Here is a 20,259-nt window from a genome sequence, read left to right on the forward strand (position 1 = left end):
CTTGACAGACGGTCAAATGACGCTCTTGGCGGAAAATGCTTATAATGCCCGCGTTTTTTTCCGCGGTTACCCGCTGCGTGGGTCGGTCCTGATGACCGTAGATACCCCGACGCCTAATTCATTCCTTTCTCTGGAAATCCAAAAGCCTTGATTCGTCTGCTGAAGTTTTTCGGGTGGTCCATCGTAGCGGTATTCTGCGGGCTGCTCCTCGCCCTCTCCGGTGCGTTTCTCTATCTTAGTCCTGGCTTGCCTTCGGTAGAGGCCCTGAGAAGCATCCAGTTGCAGATTCCCCTGCGGGTGTACAGCAGCGACGGCAAGTTGATCGCGGAATTCGGCGAGATGCGCCGTACTCCTATCCGTTTCGCCGAAATTCCGCCTAACTTCATCAATGCGTTACTAAGTGCTGAAGACGACAACTTCGCTAACCATTACGGAGTTGATCCCAGCAGCCTGATGCGGGCCGCGACCCAATTGGTCAAGAGCGGACATATCCAGTCCGGCGGCAGCACCATCACCATGCAAGTAGCGAAGAACTTCTTCCTCACCAGCGAACGCAGCTTCTCGCGCAAGACCACGGAAATCCTCCTGGCCTTGCAGATCGAGCGACAGTTGACCAAGGACGAGATCCTCGAGCTCTACGTCAACAAGATCTACCTGGGCAACCGCGCCTACGGCATCGAGGCGGCAGCCCAGGTGTACTACGGCAAATCCATCCGGGAAGTGAGCCTGGCGCAGATGGCGATGATCGCCGGCCTGCCCAAGGCGCCTTCACGCTTCAACCCCCTGGCCAACCCGGCGCGCAGCAAGGAGCGCCGCGACTGGATCCTGGGGCGCATGTACAAGCTGGGCAAGATCAGCGAAGCGGACTACACCGAGGCGGTCAACGAACCGCTCAACGCTAGCTATCACGTTCCGACTCCGGAGGTTAACGCCCCCTACATCGCGGAAATGGCCCGGGCCGAAATGGTCGGACGCTATGGCAGCGACGCCTATACCGAGGGTTTCCGGGTCACCACCACGGTGCCCAGCGACCTGCAGGAAATGGCCAACACCGCCGTTCATGAAGGGTTGATGACCTATGACCAGCGCCACGGCTACCGCGGACCGGAATCGCGCCTGCCCGGCAAGACCCAGGCCGCCTGGGCCAACGAGCTGACCAAGCAGCGGACCATCAGCGGCCTGGAGCCGGCGATCGTTACCCAGGTCGAGAAGAACGGCATCCAGGTGCTGACGCGCAACGGCCAGGAACATGTGGCTTGGGACACCATGAAATGGGCCCGGCCGTTCCTCAATACCAATAGCATGGGCGCCGTTCCGCGCCAGCCGGCGGACGTAGCCCAGGTCGGCGACCTGGTACGGGTACAGCGCCAGGCGGACGACTCGCTGAAGTTCAGCCAGATCCCGGTCGCCCAGGGCGCCCTGGTGACCCTGGACCCGCAGAACGGGGCGATTCGCGCACTGGTCGGCGGCTTCGCCTTCGAGCAGAGCAACTACAACCGTGCGATGCAGGCCAAGCGCCAGCCCGGCTCCAGCTTCAAGCCTTTCATCTACAGCGCTGCCCTGGACAATGGCTACACCCCCGCCAGCCTGGTGAACGACGCACCGATCGTGTTCGTCGACGAGTACCTGGACAAGGTCTGGCGGCCGAAGAACGACACCAATACCTTCCTCGGCCCGATCCGCATGCGTGAGGCGCTGTACAAGTCGCGTAACCTGGTGTCGATCCGCCTGCTGCAAAGCATGGGCGTGGACCGCACCATCGACTACATCAGCAAGTTCGGCTTCAACAAGCAGGACCTGCCGCGCAACCTGTCCCTGGCCCTGGGCACCGCGACCCTGACGCCGATGGAGATCGCTACCGGCTGGAGCACCTTTGCCAACGGCGGCTACAAGATCGCGCCCTATATCATCGACAAGATCGAAAGCCGCAACGGCGAGTTGCTGTTCAGCGCCAACCCGCCCAGCGTCCCCAATGGCGACTCCACCAGCAGCGGCATCGCCGCGCCGGAGCACAACTTCACGATCAATACCGGGGCCGGCGAGAATCCACAGCAACCGGCAGTGCAAGCCCCGGCCGTGGCCGAACGGGTAATCGACGGACGCACCGCCTACATCCTCAACAGCATGCTCGAGGACGTGATCAAGCTGGGCACCGGCCGCCGCGCCCTGGCCCTGGGCCGTTCGGACCTGGCCGGCAAGACCGGTACCACCAACGAATCCAAGGATGCCTGGTTCTCCGGCTACAACGCCGACTACGTGACCACCGTCTGGACCGGCTTCGATCAACCCGAGAGCCTGGGACGTCGCGAGTACGGCGGCACCGTGGCCCTGCCGATCTGGATGAACTTCATGGGCGCGGCCCTCAAGGGCAAGCCGCCGCATACCCTGGCCGAGCCGGAAGGCATCCTCAGCCTGCGGGTCGACCCGGTCAGCGGCCGTGCAGCCGCTCCGGGCACGCCGAACGCCTACTTCGAGCTGTTCAAGAGCGAGGACACCCCGCCCTCGGTCAACGAACTGGGCAATGGCGTCGCTCCTGGCAGCCCGTTGCCTGCGGACGAGGCGGCACCGATCGACCTGTTCTAGAACAGCGGCGCAAGCTACGAGCCTCAAGCGACAAGGAACCCTTGCAGCTTGAGGCTTGAAACTTCCCCATAAAAAAACCCGGCTCGATGGCCGGGTTTTTTATGGGCTGCAATTAGCCGTTGAACACGTCGTTCACGCTTTTCAGCGGGTAGTTCTTCGGATATGGCAGGGTAGCTACGCCAGTCTCGATGGCGGCCTTGGCCACGGCATCGGAGATCACGGTGATCAGGCGGGCATCCATAGGCTTCGGAATGATGTATTCACGGCCGTATTCCAGCTTGATGCCGCCGTAGGCATCGCAGACTTCCTGTGGCACCGGCAGCTTGGCCAGTTCGCGCAGGGCGTTGGCGGCGGCGATCTTCATCTCTTCGTTGATGCGCTTGGCGCGAACGTCCAGGGCGCCACGGAAGATGAACGGGAAGCCCAGTACGTTGTTCACCTGGTTCGGGTAGTCCGAACGGCCGGTAGCCATGATCACGTCGTCACGGGTGGCATGGGCCAGTTCCGGGGCGATCTCTGGATCAGGGTTGGAGCAGGCGAACACGATCGGGTTCGGCGCCATGGACTTCAGGCCTTCAGGGCTCAGCAGGTTCGGGCCGGACAGGCCCACGAACACGTCGGCACCTTGCAGGGCGTCAGTCAGGGTGCGCTTGTCGGTAGCGTGGGCGAACACCGCCTTGTACTGGTTCAGGTCGTCACGGCCGGAGTGGATCACACCGGTACGGTCGACCATGAAGATGTTCTCGATCTGCGCGCCCATGCTTACCAGCAGCTTCATGCAGGAGATGGCGGCAGCGCCGGCGCCCAGGCAGACGATCTTGGCTTCGGCCAGGGTCTTGCCGGCGATTTCCAGGGCATTGATCATGCCGGCCGCGGTCACGATGGCGGTACCGTGCTGGTCATCATGGAATACCGGGATATCGCACTGTTCGATCAGCGCGCGCTCGATCTCGAAGCACTCCGGCGCCTTGATGTCTTCCAGGTTGATACCGCCGAAGGTGATGGAGATGCGCTTGACGGTGTCGATGAAGGCTTGCGGGCTTTCGGCATCGACTTCGATGTCGAACACGTCGATGCCGGCGAAACGCTTGAACAGCACGCCCTTGCCTTCCATCACCGGCTTGGAGGCCAGCGGTCCGAGGTTACCCAGGCCGAGAATAGCGGTGCCATCGGAAATGACGGCAACCAGGTTGCCTTTGCCGGTGTACTTGTAGGCCAGTTCCGGATCGCGAGCGATCTCACGTACCGGTTCGGCTACGCCAGGGCTGTAGGCCAGCGCCAGGTCGCGAGCGGTAGCAGTGGCCTTGGTGAGCTCGACACTCAGCTTCCCTGGGCGAGGATTGGCATGATATTCGAGAGCGGCAGTTTTCAAATCAGACATGTGGGCATTCCGCTTTTACTGTTGGACAGACGGACCGCCGAGGATACCCGTGTCGCATAGTCCCCACAAGACTGCCTAGTCACCCCTGTCAAGGCCCGTAGCCTACGACTTTGGGCCAAGAACCGCAGCCCACAAGGCTTTCGACTGTTCACAATTCAATTGAAAAATGTCTACAATTTTCTCAGTTTCAGGGAATCCTGAGCATCGAGGGGTCCTTCAGCGAGATCATCCAGCGCGCGCCGACAGACCGGAAAGCGTCCTGGCGGCGCCGCTCCACCACCCAGCCACGAGCCTCGACCCGCCGTCCTGCAAGGCGCTTGAGCCGCCCAGGGGCGAAGCCGTCCCGGATATTGGGGGCAACGCGCAATACAACCGAGCCGTGCAATGTGATCCAAACCCCACTGCGATTGTGCTCGACCTTGCTCACCCGCCCAGAGAGCAAGACAAACCCCGGGGCACGGATCTGCTCCGCTTTCAGTACAGGTGATTGCCGCCATAATCCAAGCCGGGCCCGGCGCGCGTGGTCTTCGGCGGCCTGCTGGCAGGCGACCAGTGCGACATTCGGCGCCAGGGCAATGCGATAGGCGAGCCCCTCGGCGATCAACCGGGACTCGAAATTGAGGCCGCTGGCTCCATAGACGTGAGCCAGGGTCCGGCCATAGCGATCATGCCGCTCGCGCCCGAGGACCAGGCCGACCCGACCACCGCTCTGCGCCACCAGTTGCTCCAGGCGCCGGCGCGCCGCTATCGCCAGCGGCTCGGCCTTGCGCCCGCCCCTGGCCAGTTCCGGCGCGTTGAGACCGATCATGCGTACGCTGCGGCCGTCCTTGAGGCGCAAGGTGTCGCCATCCACCACCCGCAGCACGCTCGCAGGAACCACGGTCGCCGGCACGGGTGCCGGGCAGAATGCCTGGGCAGCTGTCAGCCAAATCGCAGGCACAAAAAAGGCGCCCACCAGGGACGCCTTTTTCATCAGCGAGGAAAGTCGGTATCGGCTTTCCAGAACGATCAGCCTCAGGCCTTTTTCGTTGCGCCGAAAGCACCGAAGCGCGACTTGAACTTGTCGACACGACCGCCAACGTCCAGAGTCTTCTGCTTACCGGTGTAGAACGGGTGGCACTCGTTGCACACGTCCAGGCTCAGAGGCTTGGCCAGGGTGGAGCGAGTTTCGATGACGTTACCGCAGCTGCAAGTAGCGGTAATGGCTTCGTATACTGGATGGATATCGGCTTTCATGATGAATTCCTCAGGCTAGCGTGCCGCCACCCAACACTATTGTTGAATACCGCACGAATTAGGGCGCGGATTCTACCAGACCCAAGCAATCGCGCAAGGGATCCGCATTACCCCCCATCAGAAAAAATCCTCGTGAGCTTGACAGGCCAGCCCTCGCCCTGGCTGGCCCTCCACGGCCCGTCCACACGCTTGTGCAGGACACTCCACCGCTCGTCTGTTAGGCTCCGGCCCCTATCCATCGCCTGTCTGTGAGACTCCCCCGCGTGCCCGACGCCATCCTGCGCCTCGCCCTGCCCTCGCCCCTGCGCCGCCTGTTCGACTATCGTGCCCCGGCCGGCGTGCTGCGCGCGCAACTGCAGCCGGGCATGCGCCTGCGGGTGCCGTTCGGCCGTCGCGAGATGATCGGCATCCTGGTCCAGGTGGCCGATCACAGTGAGGTGCCGGCGGACAAGCTCAAGCCGGCCCTGGCCCTGCTCGACCCCACGCCGCCGCTGCCGGCGGCCTTGTTCAAGCTGTGCCTGTGGACCGCCCAGTACTACCAGCACAGCCTGGGGGATACCCTGAGCTGGGCGCTGCCGGTGCTGCTGCGCCAGGGCGAACCGGCCGAGGCCCGCCAGGAGCGCTTCTGGTCGATAGCCCCCGGCGCCCGCCTTGACGATCCGCGCATCGCCCGTGCCCCACGCCAGCGCGACGCCCTGACGACCCTGGCCCAGCACCCTCACGGCGTCCCCCACGGGTTGCTGAGCAAGTTGATGTTGAGCAAGGACAGCCTGGACCTGCTGCTGGCCAAGGAGCTGGTCCAGGTGGAAGTGCGCAGGCATGCCCCCGGGGCCCGCCACGAACACTGGCTGGCCCAGCCGGAACTGCCACTCAACAGCGAACAACGTGCCGCCTACGAGGCCATCCGCGCCGGATTCGACAGCTACCATGCCTTTCTCCTGGCAGGGGTCACCGGCAGCGGCAAGACCGAGGTCTACCTGCAACTGATCCGCGAAACCCTCGAAGCTGGCAAGCAGGCCCTGGTGCTGATCCCGGAGATCAACCTCGGCCCCCAGACCCTGGCGCGCTTCGAACAGCGTTTCAATGCGCGCATCGCCCTGCTGCACTCGGCGGTCAACGACCGCGAACGCCTGGACGCCTGGCTGGCCGCCCGGGACGGCGAGGCCGACATCATCATCGGCACCCGTTCCGCGCTGTTCACGCCGATGAAGAATCCCGGCCTGATCATCATCGACGAGGAGCACGACGGCTCCTATAAACAGCAGGAGGGCCTGCGCTACCACGCCCGGGACCTGGCCCTGGTCCGCGCCCGCCAGGAAGACATCCCGATCGTCCTGGGTTCGGCCACCCCTTCCCTGGAAAGCCTGCACAACGCCTACACCGGCCGCTATGGCCTGCTGCGCATGAGCGAGCGGGCCGGCGGCGCCAAGCCGCCGCGTTTCCTGCGCCTGGACGTCAAGAGCCGGCCGCTGGACAGCGGCATCTCCGGCCCCATGCAGCAGGCTATCGGCCAGACCCTGGCCGCCGGGCAACAGGTCCTGGTGTTCCTCAATCGCCGCGGCTTCGCCCCGACCCTGCTGTGCCATGACTGCGGCTGGATGTCCGAATGCGAGCGCTGCGACGCCCGCATGACGGTACACCAACGCTCGGGCGAGCTGCGTTGCCACCATTGCGGCCATGTGGAGCGAGTGCCGCGGCATTGCCCGCAGTGCGGCAAGGTCGATCTGCGGCCGGTGGGCGCCGGCACCGAACGGGCGGAAGAACGCCTGGGCATCCTGTTCCCCGACTACCCGGTCCTGCGGGTGGACCGCGACAGCACCTCGCGCAAGGACGCGATGAACCAGCTGTTCGCCACCATCCAGAAGGGCCAGCCGTGCATCCTGGTGGGCACGCAGATGCTCGCCAAGGGGCATCACTTCCCCAGGGTGACCCTGGTGGCGATCCTGGATGCCGACGGCGGCCTGTTTTCCGGGGACTTTCGCGCCAGCGAACGCATGGCGCAATTGATCGTCCAGGTGGCCGGCCGCGCAGGCCGCGCCGAGGAACCGGGCAAGGTGATCATCCAGACGCACTTGGCCGATCACCCGCTGCTGGTGCAGCTGACCGAGCAAGGCTACTTCGCCTTCGCCGAGCAAGCCCTGAGCGAACGCCGCGCCGCCGGCCTGCCGCCCTTCGCCCACTTGGCGCTGCTGCGGGCCGAAGCCCACAAGCCGGGCCAGGCCGAGGCCTTCCTCGACGAAGCTTGCAGCGAGGCCGAGCGCCTGCTGGCCGAACAGCAGTCGGCAGGGATCGAATTGCTCGGACCGGTACCCGCGCCCATGGAGCGCCGGGCCGGGCGCTATCGAGCGCAATTGCTGCTGCAGGCCAATGCCCGGGCACCGCTGCACCGCCTGCTCGGCAGCTGGCTGCTGGTGCTGGAGCAGATGCCCGGCGGCCGGCAGGTTCGCTGGTCACTGGATGTGGACCCGGTCGACCTGTACTGAGCCGCCGCCCCAGTTGCTCCAAGCTGTAATAAGCAGCCTGCGACCGGCTCGCTTGCCGCTCACCCCCAAAGGTTGGCAACCTGCCCCCGGCAACGGATAATGCCCAGTTTTTCCACCTGCGCACCGAAGCGCCGCCGCGCCAGCGGTCGAAAGAGAAGACCATGAAAGACACCATTCGCCAGCTCATCCAGCAAGCCATCACCCAACTCGTCGCCGAAGGTGTGTTGCCCGAAGGCCTGGCGCCGGCGATCCAGGTCGAGAACACCCGCGACAAGACCCATGGCGACTTCGCCAGCAACATCGCCATGATGCTGGCCAAGCCGGCCGGCATGAAACCGCGCGACCTGGCGGAAAAGATCATCGCCGCCCTGCCGGCCGACGAGAACCTGAGCAAGGCGCAAATCGCCGGCCCGGGCTTCATCAACTTCTTCCAGAACACCCAGGCCCTGGCCGCGCGCCTGGACGCCGCGCTCGACGACGCCCACCTGAACGTGCGCAAGGCCGGCCCGGCGCAACGCACCGTGATCGACATGTCGGCGCCCAACCTGGCCAAGGAAATGCACGTTGGCCACCTGCGCTCCACCATCATCGGCGACGGCGTGGCGCGGGTCCTGGAGTTCCTCGGCGACACCGTGATCCGCCAGAACCACGTGGGCGACTGGGGTACCCAGTTCGGCATGCTGATGGCCTACCTGGAAGAGAACCCCATCACCAGCGACGAGCTGTCGGACCTGGAGAATTTCTACCGCGCCGCCAAGCAACGCTTCGACGAGTCCGAGGCCTTCGCCGACCGCGCCCGGAGCCTGGTGGTCAAGCTGCAGGCCGGCGACCCGGACTGCCTGGCCCTGTGGACCAAGTTCAAGGACATCTCCCTGTCCCACTGCCAGAAGATCTACGAGCTGCTCAACGTCAAGCTGACCATGGCCGACGTGATGGGCGAGAGCGCCTACAACGATGACCTGATCAACGTGGTCAACGACCTCAAGGCCCAGGGCATGCTGGTGGAGAGCAATGGCGCCCAGTGCGTGTTCCTCGACGAGTTCAAGAACGCCGAGGGTGAGCCGCTGCCAGTGATCATCGTCAAGGCCGGCGGCGGCTACCTGTACGCCACCACCGACCTGGCCGCCGTGCGCTACCGCAGCGGCAAGCTCAAGGCCGACCGCGCCCTGTACTTCGTCGACCAGCGCCAGGCCCTGCACTTCCAGCAAGTGTTCGCGGTGGCCCACAAGGCCGGCTTCGTCACCCATCCGATGGACATGGAGCACATGGGCTTTGGCACCATGAACGGCGCCGACGGCCGTCCGTTCAAGACCCGTGACGGCGGCACCGTGAAGCTGATCGACCTGCTGACCGAAGCCGAGGAACGGGCCTACGCCCTGGTGAAGGAAAAGAACCCGCAACTGCCGGAAGCCGACCTGCGGCGCATCGCCAAGGTGGTGGGCATCGACTCGGTGAAGTACGCCGACCTGTCCAAGCACCGCACCAGCGACTACAGCTTCAACTTCGACCTGATGCTCAACTTCGAAGGCAATACCGCGCCCTACCTGCTGTACGCCTACACCCGCGCTGCAGGCGTATTCCGCAAGCTGGGCAAGGACTTCAGCCAGGTCCAGGGCAAGATCGAACTGCACGCCGCCCAGGAGCTGGAGCTGGCAGCGCGCCTGGCGCAGTTTGGCGAGATCCTCAACAACGTTGCCGAAAAAGGCACCCCACACGTGCTGTGCAGCTACCTGTACGATGTGGCCGGGCTGTTCTCCAGCTTCTACGAAAACTGCCCGATCCTGGCAGCCGAGACTCCCGAACAGATGAATAGCCGCCTGCGCCTGACCGAGCTGACCCGGCGTACCCTCAAGCAAGGTCTGGAACTGCTGGGCCTCGAAGTCCTGGAGCAAATGTAAGTTGGCTGCCAAGAAAAAACCTGCACCCAAGCGTGGCGCCAGTCGTTACCAGCCCCCGGCCAAGAAGCCGATCCCGGGCTGGCTGTGGCTGGCCATCGGCCTGACCATCGGCGCCTTCATCGTGTTCCTGATGAAGCTCGAGCCAGGCAAGGGCGGCGACAGCGTCAAGCGCGAGAAGATCGAGCAGCAGAAGGCCAGCAAGATCGCCGAGGCCAACAAGACCCCACCCAGCCCGCAGCAGCCGGTGAAGCCCAAGTACGACTTCTACACCCTGCTGCCGGAATCGGAGGTCATTGTGCCGCCGGAAGCCGTGCCGGAAAAAACCCTGCCGACGCCACAAGTACCGCCGGTGCCGACCACTCCGGTGACACCAGCGGAAGCTGCGAAGATCGACACCGCCCGGGCCCAGGCGGCCCTGGCCGGCATCACCCCGCCACCTGCGCCGCCGGTGGCCAAGGCCGCGCCGGTGACCAAGTTCTTCCTCCAGGCCGGATCGTTCCGCAAGGAAGCCGATGCCGACAAGGTCCGTGCGCAGATCATCCTGCTGGGCCAGTCGGTGTCGGTCGAATCCGGCACGGTGAAGGACGAGACCTGGTACCGGGTACTGGTCGGCCCGTTCAGCAATCGCGAGCAACTGACCGTGGCTCAGAAACAGCTGGCTGGCGCTGGCTTCAGCAACCTGCTGTTGCAACAACGCCAGAACCGCTGACGCCCTCGCCCTGTCCGGGCAATCCTGCCCTCTTTTGTGCGCTTATCGCGCCAAAAGAGGGCGCGCCCTCTCTCCCGCCGTCACCAAGCCACTCGTCTCTCTGCCATCCCGGCAGTTGAAAAAGCTCTCGCCACCCCCATATGAGTTTCCATCTGGGCACTTTCGCCCCGCTGCGTGGAGACTTTCCCTTGACCACCATCGTTTCAGTCCGCCGCCACGGCAAAGTCGTCATGGGCGGCGACGGCCAGGTTTCCCTTGGCAACACCGTGATGAAAGGCAATGCGAAAAAAGTTCGCCGCCTGTACCACGGCCAGGTCATTGCCGGCTTCGCCGGGGCCACTGCCGACGCCTTCACCCTGTTCGAACGCTTCGAAGGCCAGCTGGAAAAACACCAGGGCCACCTGATCCGTGCCGCCGTCGAGCTGGCCAAGGAGTGGCGTACCGATCGTTCCCTGAGCCGCCTGGAGGCCATGCTGGCCGTGGCCAACAAGGATGCCTCGCTGATCATCACCGGCAACGGCGACGTGGTCGAACCCGAGGACGGCCTGATCGCCATGGGTTCCGGTGGCGCCTACGCCCAGGCCGCGGCCAGCGCATTGCTGAAGAAGACCGACCTGTCGGCTCGCGAGATCGTCGAGACCGCCCTGGGCATCGCCGGCGATATCTGTGTATTCACCAACCACACTCAAACCATCGAGGAGCAGGATCTCGCAGAATGAGCCTGTTCCGGCCCGGACCTGCCGCCAGGCGGCAGGCTCCCCTGCCACGGCATTCATTCCTGCTTGAGAACCGCCAACTACTATGTCCATGACCCCCCGCGAAATCGTCCACGAACTCAATCGCCATATCATCGGCCAGGACGACGCCAAGCGCGCCGTGGCCATCGCCCTGCGCAACCGCTGGCGGCGCATGCAGCTGCCGGCCGAGCTGCGTGCCGAGGTCACGCCCAAGAACATCCTGATGATCGGCCCTACCGGCGTGGGCAAGACCGAGATCGCCCGGCGCCTGGCCAAGCTGGCCAACGCCCCCTTCATCAAGGTCGAAGCGACCAAGTTCACCGAAGTCGGTTATGTCGGCCGCGACGTCGAGTCGATCATCCGCGACCTGGCCGACGCCGCGCTGAAGATGCTCCGCGAGCAGGAGATCGTCCGCGTGCGCCACCGCGCCGAAGACGCCGCCGAGGACCGTATCCTCGACGCCCTGCTGCCCCAGGCCCGGGTCAGCAGCTTCGCCGAGGAAGCCGCGCAGACCAGCAGCGACTCCAACACTCGCCAGCTGTTCCGCAAGCGCCTGCGCGAAGGCCAGCTGGACGACAAGGAAATCGAGATCGAAGTCGCCGAGAACATGGGCGTCGAGATCGCCGCGCCACCCGGCATGGAAGAGATGACCAACCAGCTGCAAAGCCTGTTCGCCAACATGGGCAAGGGCAAGCGCAAGACCCGCAAGCTCAAGGTCAAGGAAGCGCTGAAGATGGTTCGCGATGAAGAAGCGAGCCGCCTGGTCAACGAGGAAGAGCTCAAGGCCAAGGCCCTGGAAGCGGTAGAGCAGCACGGCATCGTGTTCATCGACGAGATCGACAAGGTGGCCAAGCGTGGCAACGTCGGCGGTGCCGATGTCTCCCGCGAGGGCGTGCAGCGCGACCTGCTCCCGCTGATCGAGGGCTGCACCGTCAACACCAAGCTGGGCATGGTCAAGACCGACCACATCCTGTTCATCGCTTCCGGCGCGTTCCACCTGAGCAAGCCAAGCGACCTGGTGCCCGAGCTGCAAGGCCGGCTGCCGATCCGGGTCGAACTCAAGGCCCTGACCCCGGAAGACTTCGAGCGCATCCTCAAGGAGCCGCATGCCTCGCTGACCGAACAGTACTGCGCGCTGCTCAAGACCGAAGGCCTGGGCATCGAGTTCGCCGACGAGGGCATCAAGCGCCTGGCCGAGATCGCCTACCAGGTCAACGAGAAGACCGAGAACATCGGTGCCCGCCGCCTGCACACCCTGCTCGAGCGCCTGCTCGAAGAGGTGTCGTTCAGCGCCGGCGACCTGGCCAGCGCCCACAGCGAAGAGCCGATCCGCATCGACGCGGCCTACGTCAACAGCCACCTGGGCGAACTGGCGCAGAACGAAGACCTGTCGCGCTACATCCTGTAAGCGCCAGGCTGCGAGCTGCAAGCGACAGACCGATTCGCGTCGCTTGCAGCAACCCTTCCCTGCTGTTTTATCCGCGATGGCTTGAATCTCCCTTCTTGTGGCTTGAAGCTTAGGGCTTGAAGCTCAAGAGAGAACGTCCATGGCTCGCCTGCCCACCGGCATCAACCTGCACAAAGCCTCCAAGACCCTGACCCTGACCTACGGGCCGGACGAGGTCTACCACCTGCCTGCGGAGTTCCTGCGGGTCCACTCCCCCTCCGCCGAGGTCCAGGGCCACGGCAACCCCATCCTGCAGTTCGGCAAGCTCGGCGTCGGCCTGGACAAGATCGAGCCCGCCGGCCAGTACGCACTGAAATTGACCTTCGACGACGGCCATGACAGCGGCTTGTTCACCTGGGACTACCTGTACCAGTTGGCGCTGCGCCAGGAAGAGTTGTGGAGCGACTATCTGCAGCAACTCGAGGCCGCCGGCAAATCCCGCGATCCGAGCGAGTCCGTGGTCAAGCTGATGCTCTAGCTCAAGGCTCCGGCTGTTTAGAGGGCATTTTCTAATTTCATCTGTTTGAATGCAGGGCTGCATGGCCAATGAATGGCCTGCTTGCGAAAAAAAATAAACTCGGGTAACCAATGGATCTGGCAAGTTCCCTGCAGAGTTCTGCAAAGTAACCGCAGCAGTGGCAATCAACGGTCACCCGAGTAGTAGTGCCTGGCCTCGTGCTGTGTAACTACACAGCAGGTCCGGTACTCGTCTCAGGACAATGGAGCGTCGTAGATGAGTAACAAGAACAACGATGACCTGAAACGCCAAGCCTCGGAGAACACCCTGGGGCTCAATCCAGTCATCGGCTTGCGTAGAAAGGATCTGCTTACCTCTGCTCGCATGGTGCTCGCCCAGGCCATCAAACAACCCATCCACAGCGTCAAGCACGTCGCGCACTTCGGCCTCGAACTGAAGAACGTGTTGCTCGGCAAGTCGCCCTTGCAGCCCGACGGCGACGACCGTCGCTTCATCGACCCGGCCTGGAGCCAGAACCCGCTCTACCGGCGCTACCTGCAAACCTACCTGGCGTGGCGCAAGGAGCTCCACGACTGGATCGGCAGCAGCAGCCTGTCCGAACAGGACATCAGCCGCGGGCATTTCGTGATCAACCTCCTGACCGAGGCCATGGCCCCGACCAACAGCGCGGCCAACCCCGCCGCGGTCAAGCGGTTCTTCGAGACCGGCGGCAAGAGCCTGCTGGACGGCCTGTCACACTTGGCCAAGGACCTGGTGCACAACGGCGGCATGCCCAGCCAGGTCAACATGGATGCCTTCGAAGTGGGCAAGAACCTGGGCACCAGCGAAGGTGCCGTGGTGTTCCGCAACGATGTGCTGGAGCTGATCCAGTACCGGCCGATCACCGAGCAGGTGCATGAGCGACCACTGCTGGTGGTACCGCCGCAGATCAACAAGTTCTACGTCTTCGACCTCAGCCCGGACAAGAGCCTGGCGCGCTTCTGCCTGCGCAACAACGTGCAGACCTTCATCGTCAGCTGGCGCAACCCCACCAAGGCCCAGCGCGAATGGGGCCTGTCCACCTACATCGAGGCCTTGAAGGAAGCGGTCGACGTGGTCACCGCCATCACTGGCAGCGACGACGTGAACATGCTCGGCGCCTGCTCCGGCGGCATTACCTGCACCGCGCTGCTGGGGCACTACGCGGCCTTGGGGCAGAAGAAGGTCAACGCCCTGACCCTGCTGGTCAGCGTGCTCGATACCACCGTGGATACCCAGGTGGCGCTGTTCGTCGACGAGCAGACCCTGGAGGCGGCCAAGCGCCACTCCTACCAGGCCGGTGTCCTCGAAGGCCGGGACATGGCCAAGGTCTTCGCCTGGATGCGCCCCAACGACCTGATCTGGAACTACTGGGTCAACAACTACCTGCTGGGCAACGAACCACCGGTATTCGACATCCTGTTCTGGAACAACGACACCACGCGCCTGCCCGCCGCCTTCCATGGCGACCTGATCGAAATGTTCAAGAACAACCCACTGACCCGGGCCAATGCCCTGGAAGTGTGCGGCACGCCAATCGACTTGAAGCAGGTGACCGCCGACATCTTCTCCCTGGCCGGCACCAACGACCACATCACGCCCTGGAAGTCCTGCTACAAGTCGGCGCAACTGTTCGGCGGCCATGTGGAGTTCGTGCTGTCCAGCAGCGGCCATATCCAGAGCATCCTCAACCCGCCGGGCAACCCCAAGGCGCGCTACATGACCAGCTCCGAGATCCCGGAGTGTCCCGACCAGTGGCAGGAGAACTCGGTCAAGCACACCGATTCCTGGTGGCTGTACTGGCAGGCCTGGCAAGCAGAGCGTTCGGGGGACCTGAAGCCGGCGCCAAGCGGGCTGGGCAGCAAGAAATACGTGGCCGGCGAGGCCTCGCCGGGCACCTATGTGCACGAACGCTAAACAGGCATCAACGGCGGCTACCCAAGGTGCCGCCACGCCCTATTCTTGATACGAGGCCTGGCCTCAGGAAATCCGGAGGTGGCCGGACCGGCGCCTCCAAAGGTTCAACACACAGGGCTACGGCATGCCACATTCCTTCATCTTCCGCACCGTCGACCTGGATGGCCAGACCATCCGCACCGCGGTTCGCCCCGGCAAGCCGCACTTGACGCCGCTGCTGATCTTCAACGGCATCGGCGCCAACCTGGAGCTGGTGTTCCCCTTCGTCCAGGCCCTGGACCCGGATTTGGAGGTCATCGCCTTCGATGTCCCGGGCGTGGGCGGCTCATCGACCCCGAGCCGGCCCTACCGCTTTCCGGGGCTGGCCAAGCTCACCGCGCGGATGCTCGACTACCTCGACTATGGCCAGGTCAACGCCGTGGGCGTGTCCTGGGGCGGGGCCCTGGCCCAGCAGTTCGCCTACGACTATCCCGAGCGCTGCAAGAAGCTGGTGCTGGCCGCCACGGCCGCCGGCGCCTTCATGGTCCCCGGCAAGCCCAAGGTGTTGTGGATGATGGCCAGCCCACGGCGCTACGTGCAGCCGTCCCACGTCATGCGGATCGCCCCGCTGATCTACGGCGGTGCCTTTCGCCGCGACCCGAACCTGGCGGCCGAGCACGCGGCGAAAGTGCGCTCGGCGGGCAAGCTGGGCTACTACTGGCAGTTGTTCGCCGGAGTGGGCTGGACCAGCATCCACTGGCTGCACAAGATCCACCAGCCGACCCTGGTCCTGGCCGGCGACGACGACCCGCTGATCCCCCTGATCAATATGCGCATGCTGGCCTGGCGCATCCCCAACGCCCAGCTGCACATCATCGATGACGGCCACCTGTTCCTCATCACCCGGGCCGAAGCTGTCGCCCCGATCATCATGAAGTTCCTCCAGGAGGAACGGCAACGCGCCGTGATGCACCCGCATCCGCTACCCGCGCAGCCCACCAAGTAAAACATCCCCGTCGACAGGACCGTCGCGCGCAAGAAGGGCCAGGACCGACTAAGGTATTTGTCTTGAATTGGTCTGCTTGTTAGTGGTTTGACGAAGGAGTGTTGACTCATGCAAGACAAGCCTGCACAGGGCTCGCTGCCCGCCCCTGCGACCTATATCACAGCGCAGAGCGCGATCACTGGCCTGCGGGGGCGGGACTTGCTCTCCACCCTGCGCAGCCTGGCCGCCCACAGCCTGCGCAACCCGCTGCACAGCGTTCGCCACACCCTGGCCCTGGGCAACCAGCTGGGCCGGGTGCTGCTGGGCGAGACGCTGCACAAGCCCAACCCCAAGGACAACCGCTTCGCCGACCCGGCCTGGAGCCTCAATCCCTTCTACAAGCGAGGCCTGCAGGCCTACCTGAGCTGGCAGAAGCAGGTGCGGGACTGGATCGACGACAGCGGCATGGAGGATGACGACCGGGCTCGCGCGCACTTCGCCTTCTCCCTGCTCAACGACGCGGTATCGCCGTCCAACACCCTGCTCAATCCGCTGGCGGTCAAGGAGCTCTTCAACACCGGCGGCAACAGCGTAGTGCGTGGCATCGGCAACCTGGTGGACGACCTGCTGCACAACAACGGCCTGCCCAGCCAGGTCACCAAGCACGCCTTCGAGGTCGGCAGGAACCTGGCCGTCACCCCGGGCTCGGTGGTGTTTCGCAACGAGCAGCTGGAGCTGATCCAGTACAGCCCCATGAGCGAGAAGCAGTACGCCAAGCCCCTGCTGATCGTGCCGCCCCAGGTCAACAAGTACTACATCTTCGACCTCAGCCCGGCCAACAGCTTCGTCCAGTACTGCCTGAAGAACGGCCTCCAGGTGTTCATGGTCAGCTGGCGCAATCCGGATGTGCGCCATCGCGAATGGGGTCTGTCGAGCTATGTCGAGGCCGTCGAAGAGGCCATGAACGTCACTCGCTCCATCACCGGCAGTCGTGATGTGAACCTGATGGGCGCCTGCGCTGGCGGCCTGACCATCGCCGCCCTGCAAGGCCACCTGCAAGCCAAGCGACAACTGCGCCGGGTCTCCAGCGCCACCTACCTGGTGAGCCTGCTGGACAGTCAACTGGATAGCCCGGCCACCCTGTTCGCCGACGAAAAGACCCTGGAAGCGGCCAAGCGCCGTTCCTACCAGCAAGGCGTGCTGGACGGTCGCGACATGGCCAGGGTGTTCGCCTGGATGCGGCCCAACGACCTGATCTGGAACTACTGGGTCAACAACTATCTGCTGGGCAAGGAGCCGCCGGTCTTCGACATTCTCTACTGGAACAACGACAGCACCCGGCTACCGGCGGCCCTGCACGGCGACCTGCTGGACTTCTTCAAGCACAACCCCATGAGCCACGTCGGTGGCCTGGAGGTATGCGGCACGCCAATCGACCTGCAGAAGGTCACGGTGGACAGCTTCAGCGTGGCCGGGATCAACGACCACATCACCCCGTGGGACGCGGTGTACCGCTCGACCCTGCTGCTGGGTGGCGAGCGCCGCTTCGTGTTGTCCAACAGCGGGCATGTCCAGAGCATCCTCAACCCGCCAGGCAATCCCAAGGCGAACTACGTGGAGAGCCCCAAGCTCAGCAGCGACCCCCGGGCCTGGTACTACGATGCCAAGCATGTCGATGGCAGTTGGTGGAACCAGTGGCTGGCCTGGATCCAGGAACGCTCGGGAGCGCAACGGGACACCCTGGCCGTCCTCGGCAGCCAGAAGTATCCACCGATGGAGGCCGCGCCGGGCACCTATGTGCGCGTGCGCTGAATACCCCTTGCCCTGCGGCGCTCATTGCCGCGCCCTCAATGGACCGACAAGAAGTCAGGATGAAGACCCGCGACCGGATACTCGAATGTGCCCTGCAGTTGTTCAACCAGAAGGGCGAGCCCAATGTCTCCACCATGGAGGTGGCCAATGAAATGGGAATCAGCCCCGGCAACCTCTATTACCATTTCCATGGCAAGGAGCCGTTGGTCCTCGGTCTTTTCGAGCGTTTCCAGAACGAATTGACGCCGCTTTTGGACCCACCCTCCGATGCCCAGTTGGCACCGGAAGACTATTGGCTGTTCCTGCACCTGATCGTCGAGCGCCTGGCCCACTACCGCTTCCTGTTCCAGGACCTGTCCAACCTGGCCGGCCGCCTGCCGAAGCTGGCCAAGGGCATTCGCAACCTGCTCAACGCCCTCAAGCGCACGCTCGCGGCGCTGCTGGCGCGACTCAAGACCATGGGGCAACTGGTCAGCGGCACCCAGGCCCTGGGGCAATTGGTGGAACAGATCACCATGACCTTGCTGTTCTCCCTGGATTACCAGCGGATTCTCGATCGTGAAGGGGAAGTGCGCCTGGTGGTCTACCAGATCATGATGCTGGTGGCACCGCACTTGCTGCCGCCCGCCAAGCTGGCCACCGAACAAATGGCCCTGCGCTACCTGGACGAACATCCGTAGCAGGGCTGCCGGGCGCCCATGAAAAACGCCCGGTCTTCACAGGCCGGGCGTTTTCGTCTGCCTGATGGAATCAGGACTGGCTGCTTGGCGCCGCCGGGGTCGAGGTAGCGGCCGGGCTGGAAGCCGGGGCCGGCGCTGCGACGGAGTTCGCAGAGCTGGCCGAGGCTGCCGGGGCTGCGGTTGCAGGCTTGGCCGCGACGGCAGGTTTGGCTGCCGGCTTGGCCGCGGGCTTCTTGGCGGCTGGCTTCTTCGCCACGGCCGGCTTCGCTGCAGGCTTGGCGGCTGCGGTTTTCGCCGCAGGCTTGGCGGCTGGCTTGGCCGCTGCGGTTTTCGCCGCAGGCTTGGCGGCCGGCTTGGCCGCGGGTTTGGCCGCGACTGGCTTGGCTGCCGGTTTGGCCGCAGGCTTGGCAGCTGCGGTCTTGGCAGCGGGCTTGGCGGCCGGTTTCGCAGCGGCCTTGGCGGCTGGCTTGGCGGCTGGCTTGGCGGCTGGCTTGGCCAGGGGCTTGGCCGCTGCGGTCTTGGCCGCGACCGGCGCAACCTTGGCACCAGTGAGTTTCTCGATCTGCTTGGTCAGGGTATCGACCTTGTCGTGCAGCGCCTTCACTTCATTGCGGCTCGGTACGCCCAGGCGCGAAATGGCACTGTTCAGGCGCTTGTCGAAAGCTCCTTCCAGCTCATCCCACTTGCCCAGCGCGCGGTCCTTGACGTCGCTGATGCGCGACTTGGCCGAGTTCGCGGAGTCTTTGGCGGCGTCGACTTTCTTGCCGACTACATTCTTGGTCAGCTTCTCGGCTTTCTCTCCATCCTTGACCAAGGATTCGAAAAGCTTGCTGCCGTCAGAGTCGATTTTCGAGTACACGCCTAAACCAGCAAGCCAAATTTTACGGGAGTACTCTTCGACTTTCCCGATCCACGAGCTGCCTTCTTTTTCAGTATTCTTTTTACCAGCCATCCCGTTCTCCTTAATGTTTACGCGCGACACGTTCGAGCAGTGCGGTCAGCTCATCGAGCTTAGCAGAGAGTGTCTCAACGTCATGTTTAGACGGAATGCCGATACGATTCAAGGCACTGGCGACGCGCGTATCAAAAGCCTTCTCGACTTTATCCAGTTGCACTTCGACCCGACCTTTAAGAGTAGTGACATCCCCCTTGACGCTATCGATCTGACTGTTGGCCGCCTCAAGTTGTTCAGTCACAACTTTTTTGCCTTTCTTTTCAACGGATTGACCAGCCTTGATCAACTCCTGGAAGTAGTCGCTACCTTCCTGGCCGACTTTGGCATAGGCGCCCAGGCCAGCTAACCAGATCTTGCGAGCATAGGATTTGACTTCGCTCAGAGCAGTCGATTGAGCATCAACTTTTTTCTTCAGGATTACTTTGGCCATGGTGCACCTCATGCGCAGAAGGTTTGAGGAACTGTCCTCGGAAAGAGGACTTGAGGCACAACCTAGAGAGAAAAATTAGAATCGGCACCCTAACGAATGCAATAAAACAATGATCGCCCAGTTATGGGCCGACTTGCCGGTGATCGCTCTCGAGCCCCCTTGCAGTGCCCCGCGACTCACCGGCAAAGCACGCCAGGCGGCGTGCCGTCCGGGATCAGGCCAGGGCCTTGTCCAGGGCCTTCTCGATCTCGGCCTTGATGGTACCGCTCATGGCCGACATCAGCATGCCCAGCTCCACGTCGATGCGGATCGACGACTCGCCCACATGCACCGCGCCTTTGACCCCGGAGCGCTTGAGATTCAGGGTATCCCCCGCCCAGCGTGGCTCGAGGCCATATTGATCGGCGAGTTTCTGCGCCAGTTTGTCGGCCTTTTCACGGGCTGCCTGCTTACCCAGGCCATGGGCACGTTCAACACTAATACGGGCCATTGAAGGACTCCTGCTATTTCGGGACTCGCCAGAAACGCCTT

17 protein-coding genes are annotated in these 20,259 nt (G+C 63.6%); 11 read left to right on the plus strand and 6 right to left on the minus strand.

Translation table 11 applies throughout. The features are described from left to right. Positions 1-150: 150 nt before the first annotated feature. Positions 151-2,583, plus strand: coding sequence for a penicillin-binding protein 1A (locus CAG11_RS06980; protein ID WP_371857914.1), 2,433 nt, complete (start codon positions 151-153; stop codon positions 2,581-2,583). Positions 2,584-2,695: 112 nt separating this feature from the next. Here CAG11_RS06980 and CAG11_RS06985 read toward each other — a convergent pair whose 3' ends face one another. The 3 genes from CAG11_RS06985 to rpmE all read right to left on the minus strand — a co-directional run bounded on the left by CAG11_RS06985 (position 2,696) and on the right by rpmE (position 5,200). Beyond that, complete coding sequence (locus CAG11_RS06985) at positions 2,696-3,964, minus strand: malic enzyme-like NAD(P)-binding protein (RefSeq protein WP_022639732.1); 1,269 nt, start codon at positions 3,962-3,964, stop codon at positions 2,696-2,698. Between the two features lie 187 nt (positions 3,965-4,151). Next, positions 4,152-4,937 (minus strand): thermonuclease family protein, encoded by a 786-nt coding sequence (locus CAG11_RS06990; RefSeq protein WP_085595658.1) that lies wholly within the window; start codon positions 4,935-4,937, stop codon positions 4,152-4,154. Between the two features lie 41 nt (positions 4,938-4,978). Beyond that, positions 4,979-5,200 (minus strand): 50S ribosomal protein L31, encoded by a 222-nt coding sequence (gene rpmE, locus CAG11_RS06995; protein WP_011058815.1) that lies wholly within the window; start codon positions 5,198-5,200, stop codon positions 4,979-4,981. A 263-nt stretch (positions 5,201-5,463) separates the two neighbouring features. Here rpmE and CAG11_RS07000 point away from each other — a divergent pair, with 263 nt between their 5' ends. From CAG11_RS07000 to CAG11_RS07045, 10 genes are all read left to right on the plus strand, one after another. Next, the gene (locus CAG11_RS07000; RefSeq protein ID WP_085595660.1) at positions 5,464-7,683 is read left to right on the plus strand and encodes a primosomal protein N'; all 2,220 of its coding nucleotides are present in this window, start codon (positions 5,464-5,466) and stop codon (positions 7,681-7,683) included. 161 nt (positions 7,684-7,844) lie between these two features. Continuing rightward, entirely contained in the window at positions 7,845-9,581 is a 1,737-nt protein-coding gene (argS, locus tag CAG11_RS07005) for an arginine--tRNA ligase (protein ID WP_085595662.1), read from the plus strand. A gap of 1 nt (position 9,582) precedes the next feature. After that, positions 9,583-10,290, plus strand: coding sequence for an SPOR domain-containing protein (locus CAG11_RS07010; RefSeq protein ID WP_022639727.1), 708 nt, complete (start codon positions 9,583-9,585; stop codon positions 10,288-10,290). Positions 10,291-10,478: 188 nt separating this feature from the next. Then, positions 10,479-11,009, plus strand: coding sequence for an ATP-dependent protease subunit HslV (gene hslV, locus CAG11_RS07015; RefSeq protein WP_007968352.1), 531 nt, complete (start codon positions 10,479-10,481; stop codon positions 11,007-11,009). A gap of 82 nt (positions 11,010-11,091) precedes the next feature. Beyond that, complete coding sequence (gene hslU, locus CAG11_RS07020; RefSeq protein WP_022639725.1) at positions 11,092-12,435, plus strand: ATP-dependent protease ATPase subunit HslU; 1,344 nt, start codon at positions 11,092-11,094, stop codon at positions 12,433-12,435. Between the two features lie 139 nt (positions 12,436-12,574). Continuing rightward, a complete protein-coding gene (locus CAG11_RS07025; protein ID WP_053132484.1) occupies positions 12,575-12,952 on the plus strand; it encodes a gamma-butyrobetaine hydroxylase-like domain-containing protein in 378 nt (125 codons plus the stop codon). 255 nt (positions 12,953-13,207) lie between these two features. Next, on the plus strand, positions 13,208-14,887 hold the full coding sequence (gene phaC, locus CAG11_RS07030) for a class II poly(R)-hydroxyalkanoic acid synthase (protein WP_085595664.1): 1,680 nt from the start codon (positions 13,208-13,210) through the stop codon (positions 14,885-14,887). 124 nt (positions 14,888-15,011) lie between these two features. Then, on the plus strand, positions 15,012-15,872 hold the full coding sequence (gene phaZ / locus CAG11_RS07035) for a poly(3-hydroxyalkanoate) depolymerase (RefSeq protein ID WP_022639722.1): 861 nt from the start codon (positions 15,012-15,014) through the stop codon (positions 15,870-15,872). 108 nt (positions 15,873-15,980) lie between these two features. Next, a complete protein-coding gene (gene phaC / locus CAG11_RS07040) occupies positions 15,981-17,663 on the plus strand; it encodes a class II poly(R)-hydroxyalkanoic acid synthase (RefSeq protein ID WP_085595666.1) in 1,683 nt (560 codons plus the stop codon). A 59-nt stretch (positions 17,664-17,722) separates the two neighbouring features. After that, the gene (locus CAG11_RS07045) at positions 17,723-18,343 is read left to right on the plus strand and encodes a TetR/AcrR family transcriptional regulator (RefSeq protein WP_022639720.1); all 621 of its coding nucleotides are present in this window, start codon (positions 17,723-17,725) and stop codon (positions 18,341-18,343) included. Between the two features lie 70 nt (positions 18,344-18,413). On the opposite strand, the gene CAG11_RS07050 is transcribed toward CAG11_RS07045, so the two are convergent. From CAG11_RS07050 to CAG11_RS07060, 3 genes are all read right to left on the minus strand, one after another. Further along, positions 18,414-19,295, minus strand: coding sequence for a phasin family protein (locus CAG11_RS07050; protein WP_085595668.1), 882 nt, complete (start codon positions 19,293-19,295; stop codon positions 18,414-18,416). Between the two features lie 10 nt (positions 19,296-19,305). Then, positions 19,306-19,728 (minus strand): phasin family protein, encoded by a 423-nt coding sequence (locus CAG11_RS07055; protein ID WP_083456918.1) that lies wholly within the window; start codon positions 19,726-19,728, stop codon positions 19,306-19,308. Between the two features lie 214 nt (positions 19,729-19,942). Further along, positions 19,943-20,218, minus strand: a complete 276-nt coding sequence (locus CAG11_RS07060; RefSeq protein WP_022639553.1) for a polyhydroxyalkanoic acid system family protein — start codon at positions 20,216-20,218, stop codon at positions 19,943-19,945. Positions 20,219-20,259: the final 41 nt, after the last annotated feature.

The sequence above is a fragment of the Pseudomonas sp. B6(2017) genome (genome assembly GCF_002112765.1).
GTDB lineage: Bacteria > Pseudomonadota > Gammaproteobacteria > Pseudomonadales > Pseudomonadaceae > Aquipseudomonas > Aquipseudomonas piscis.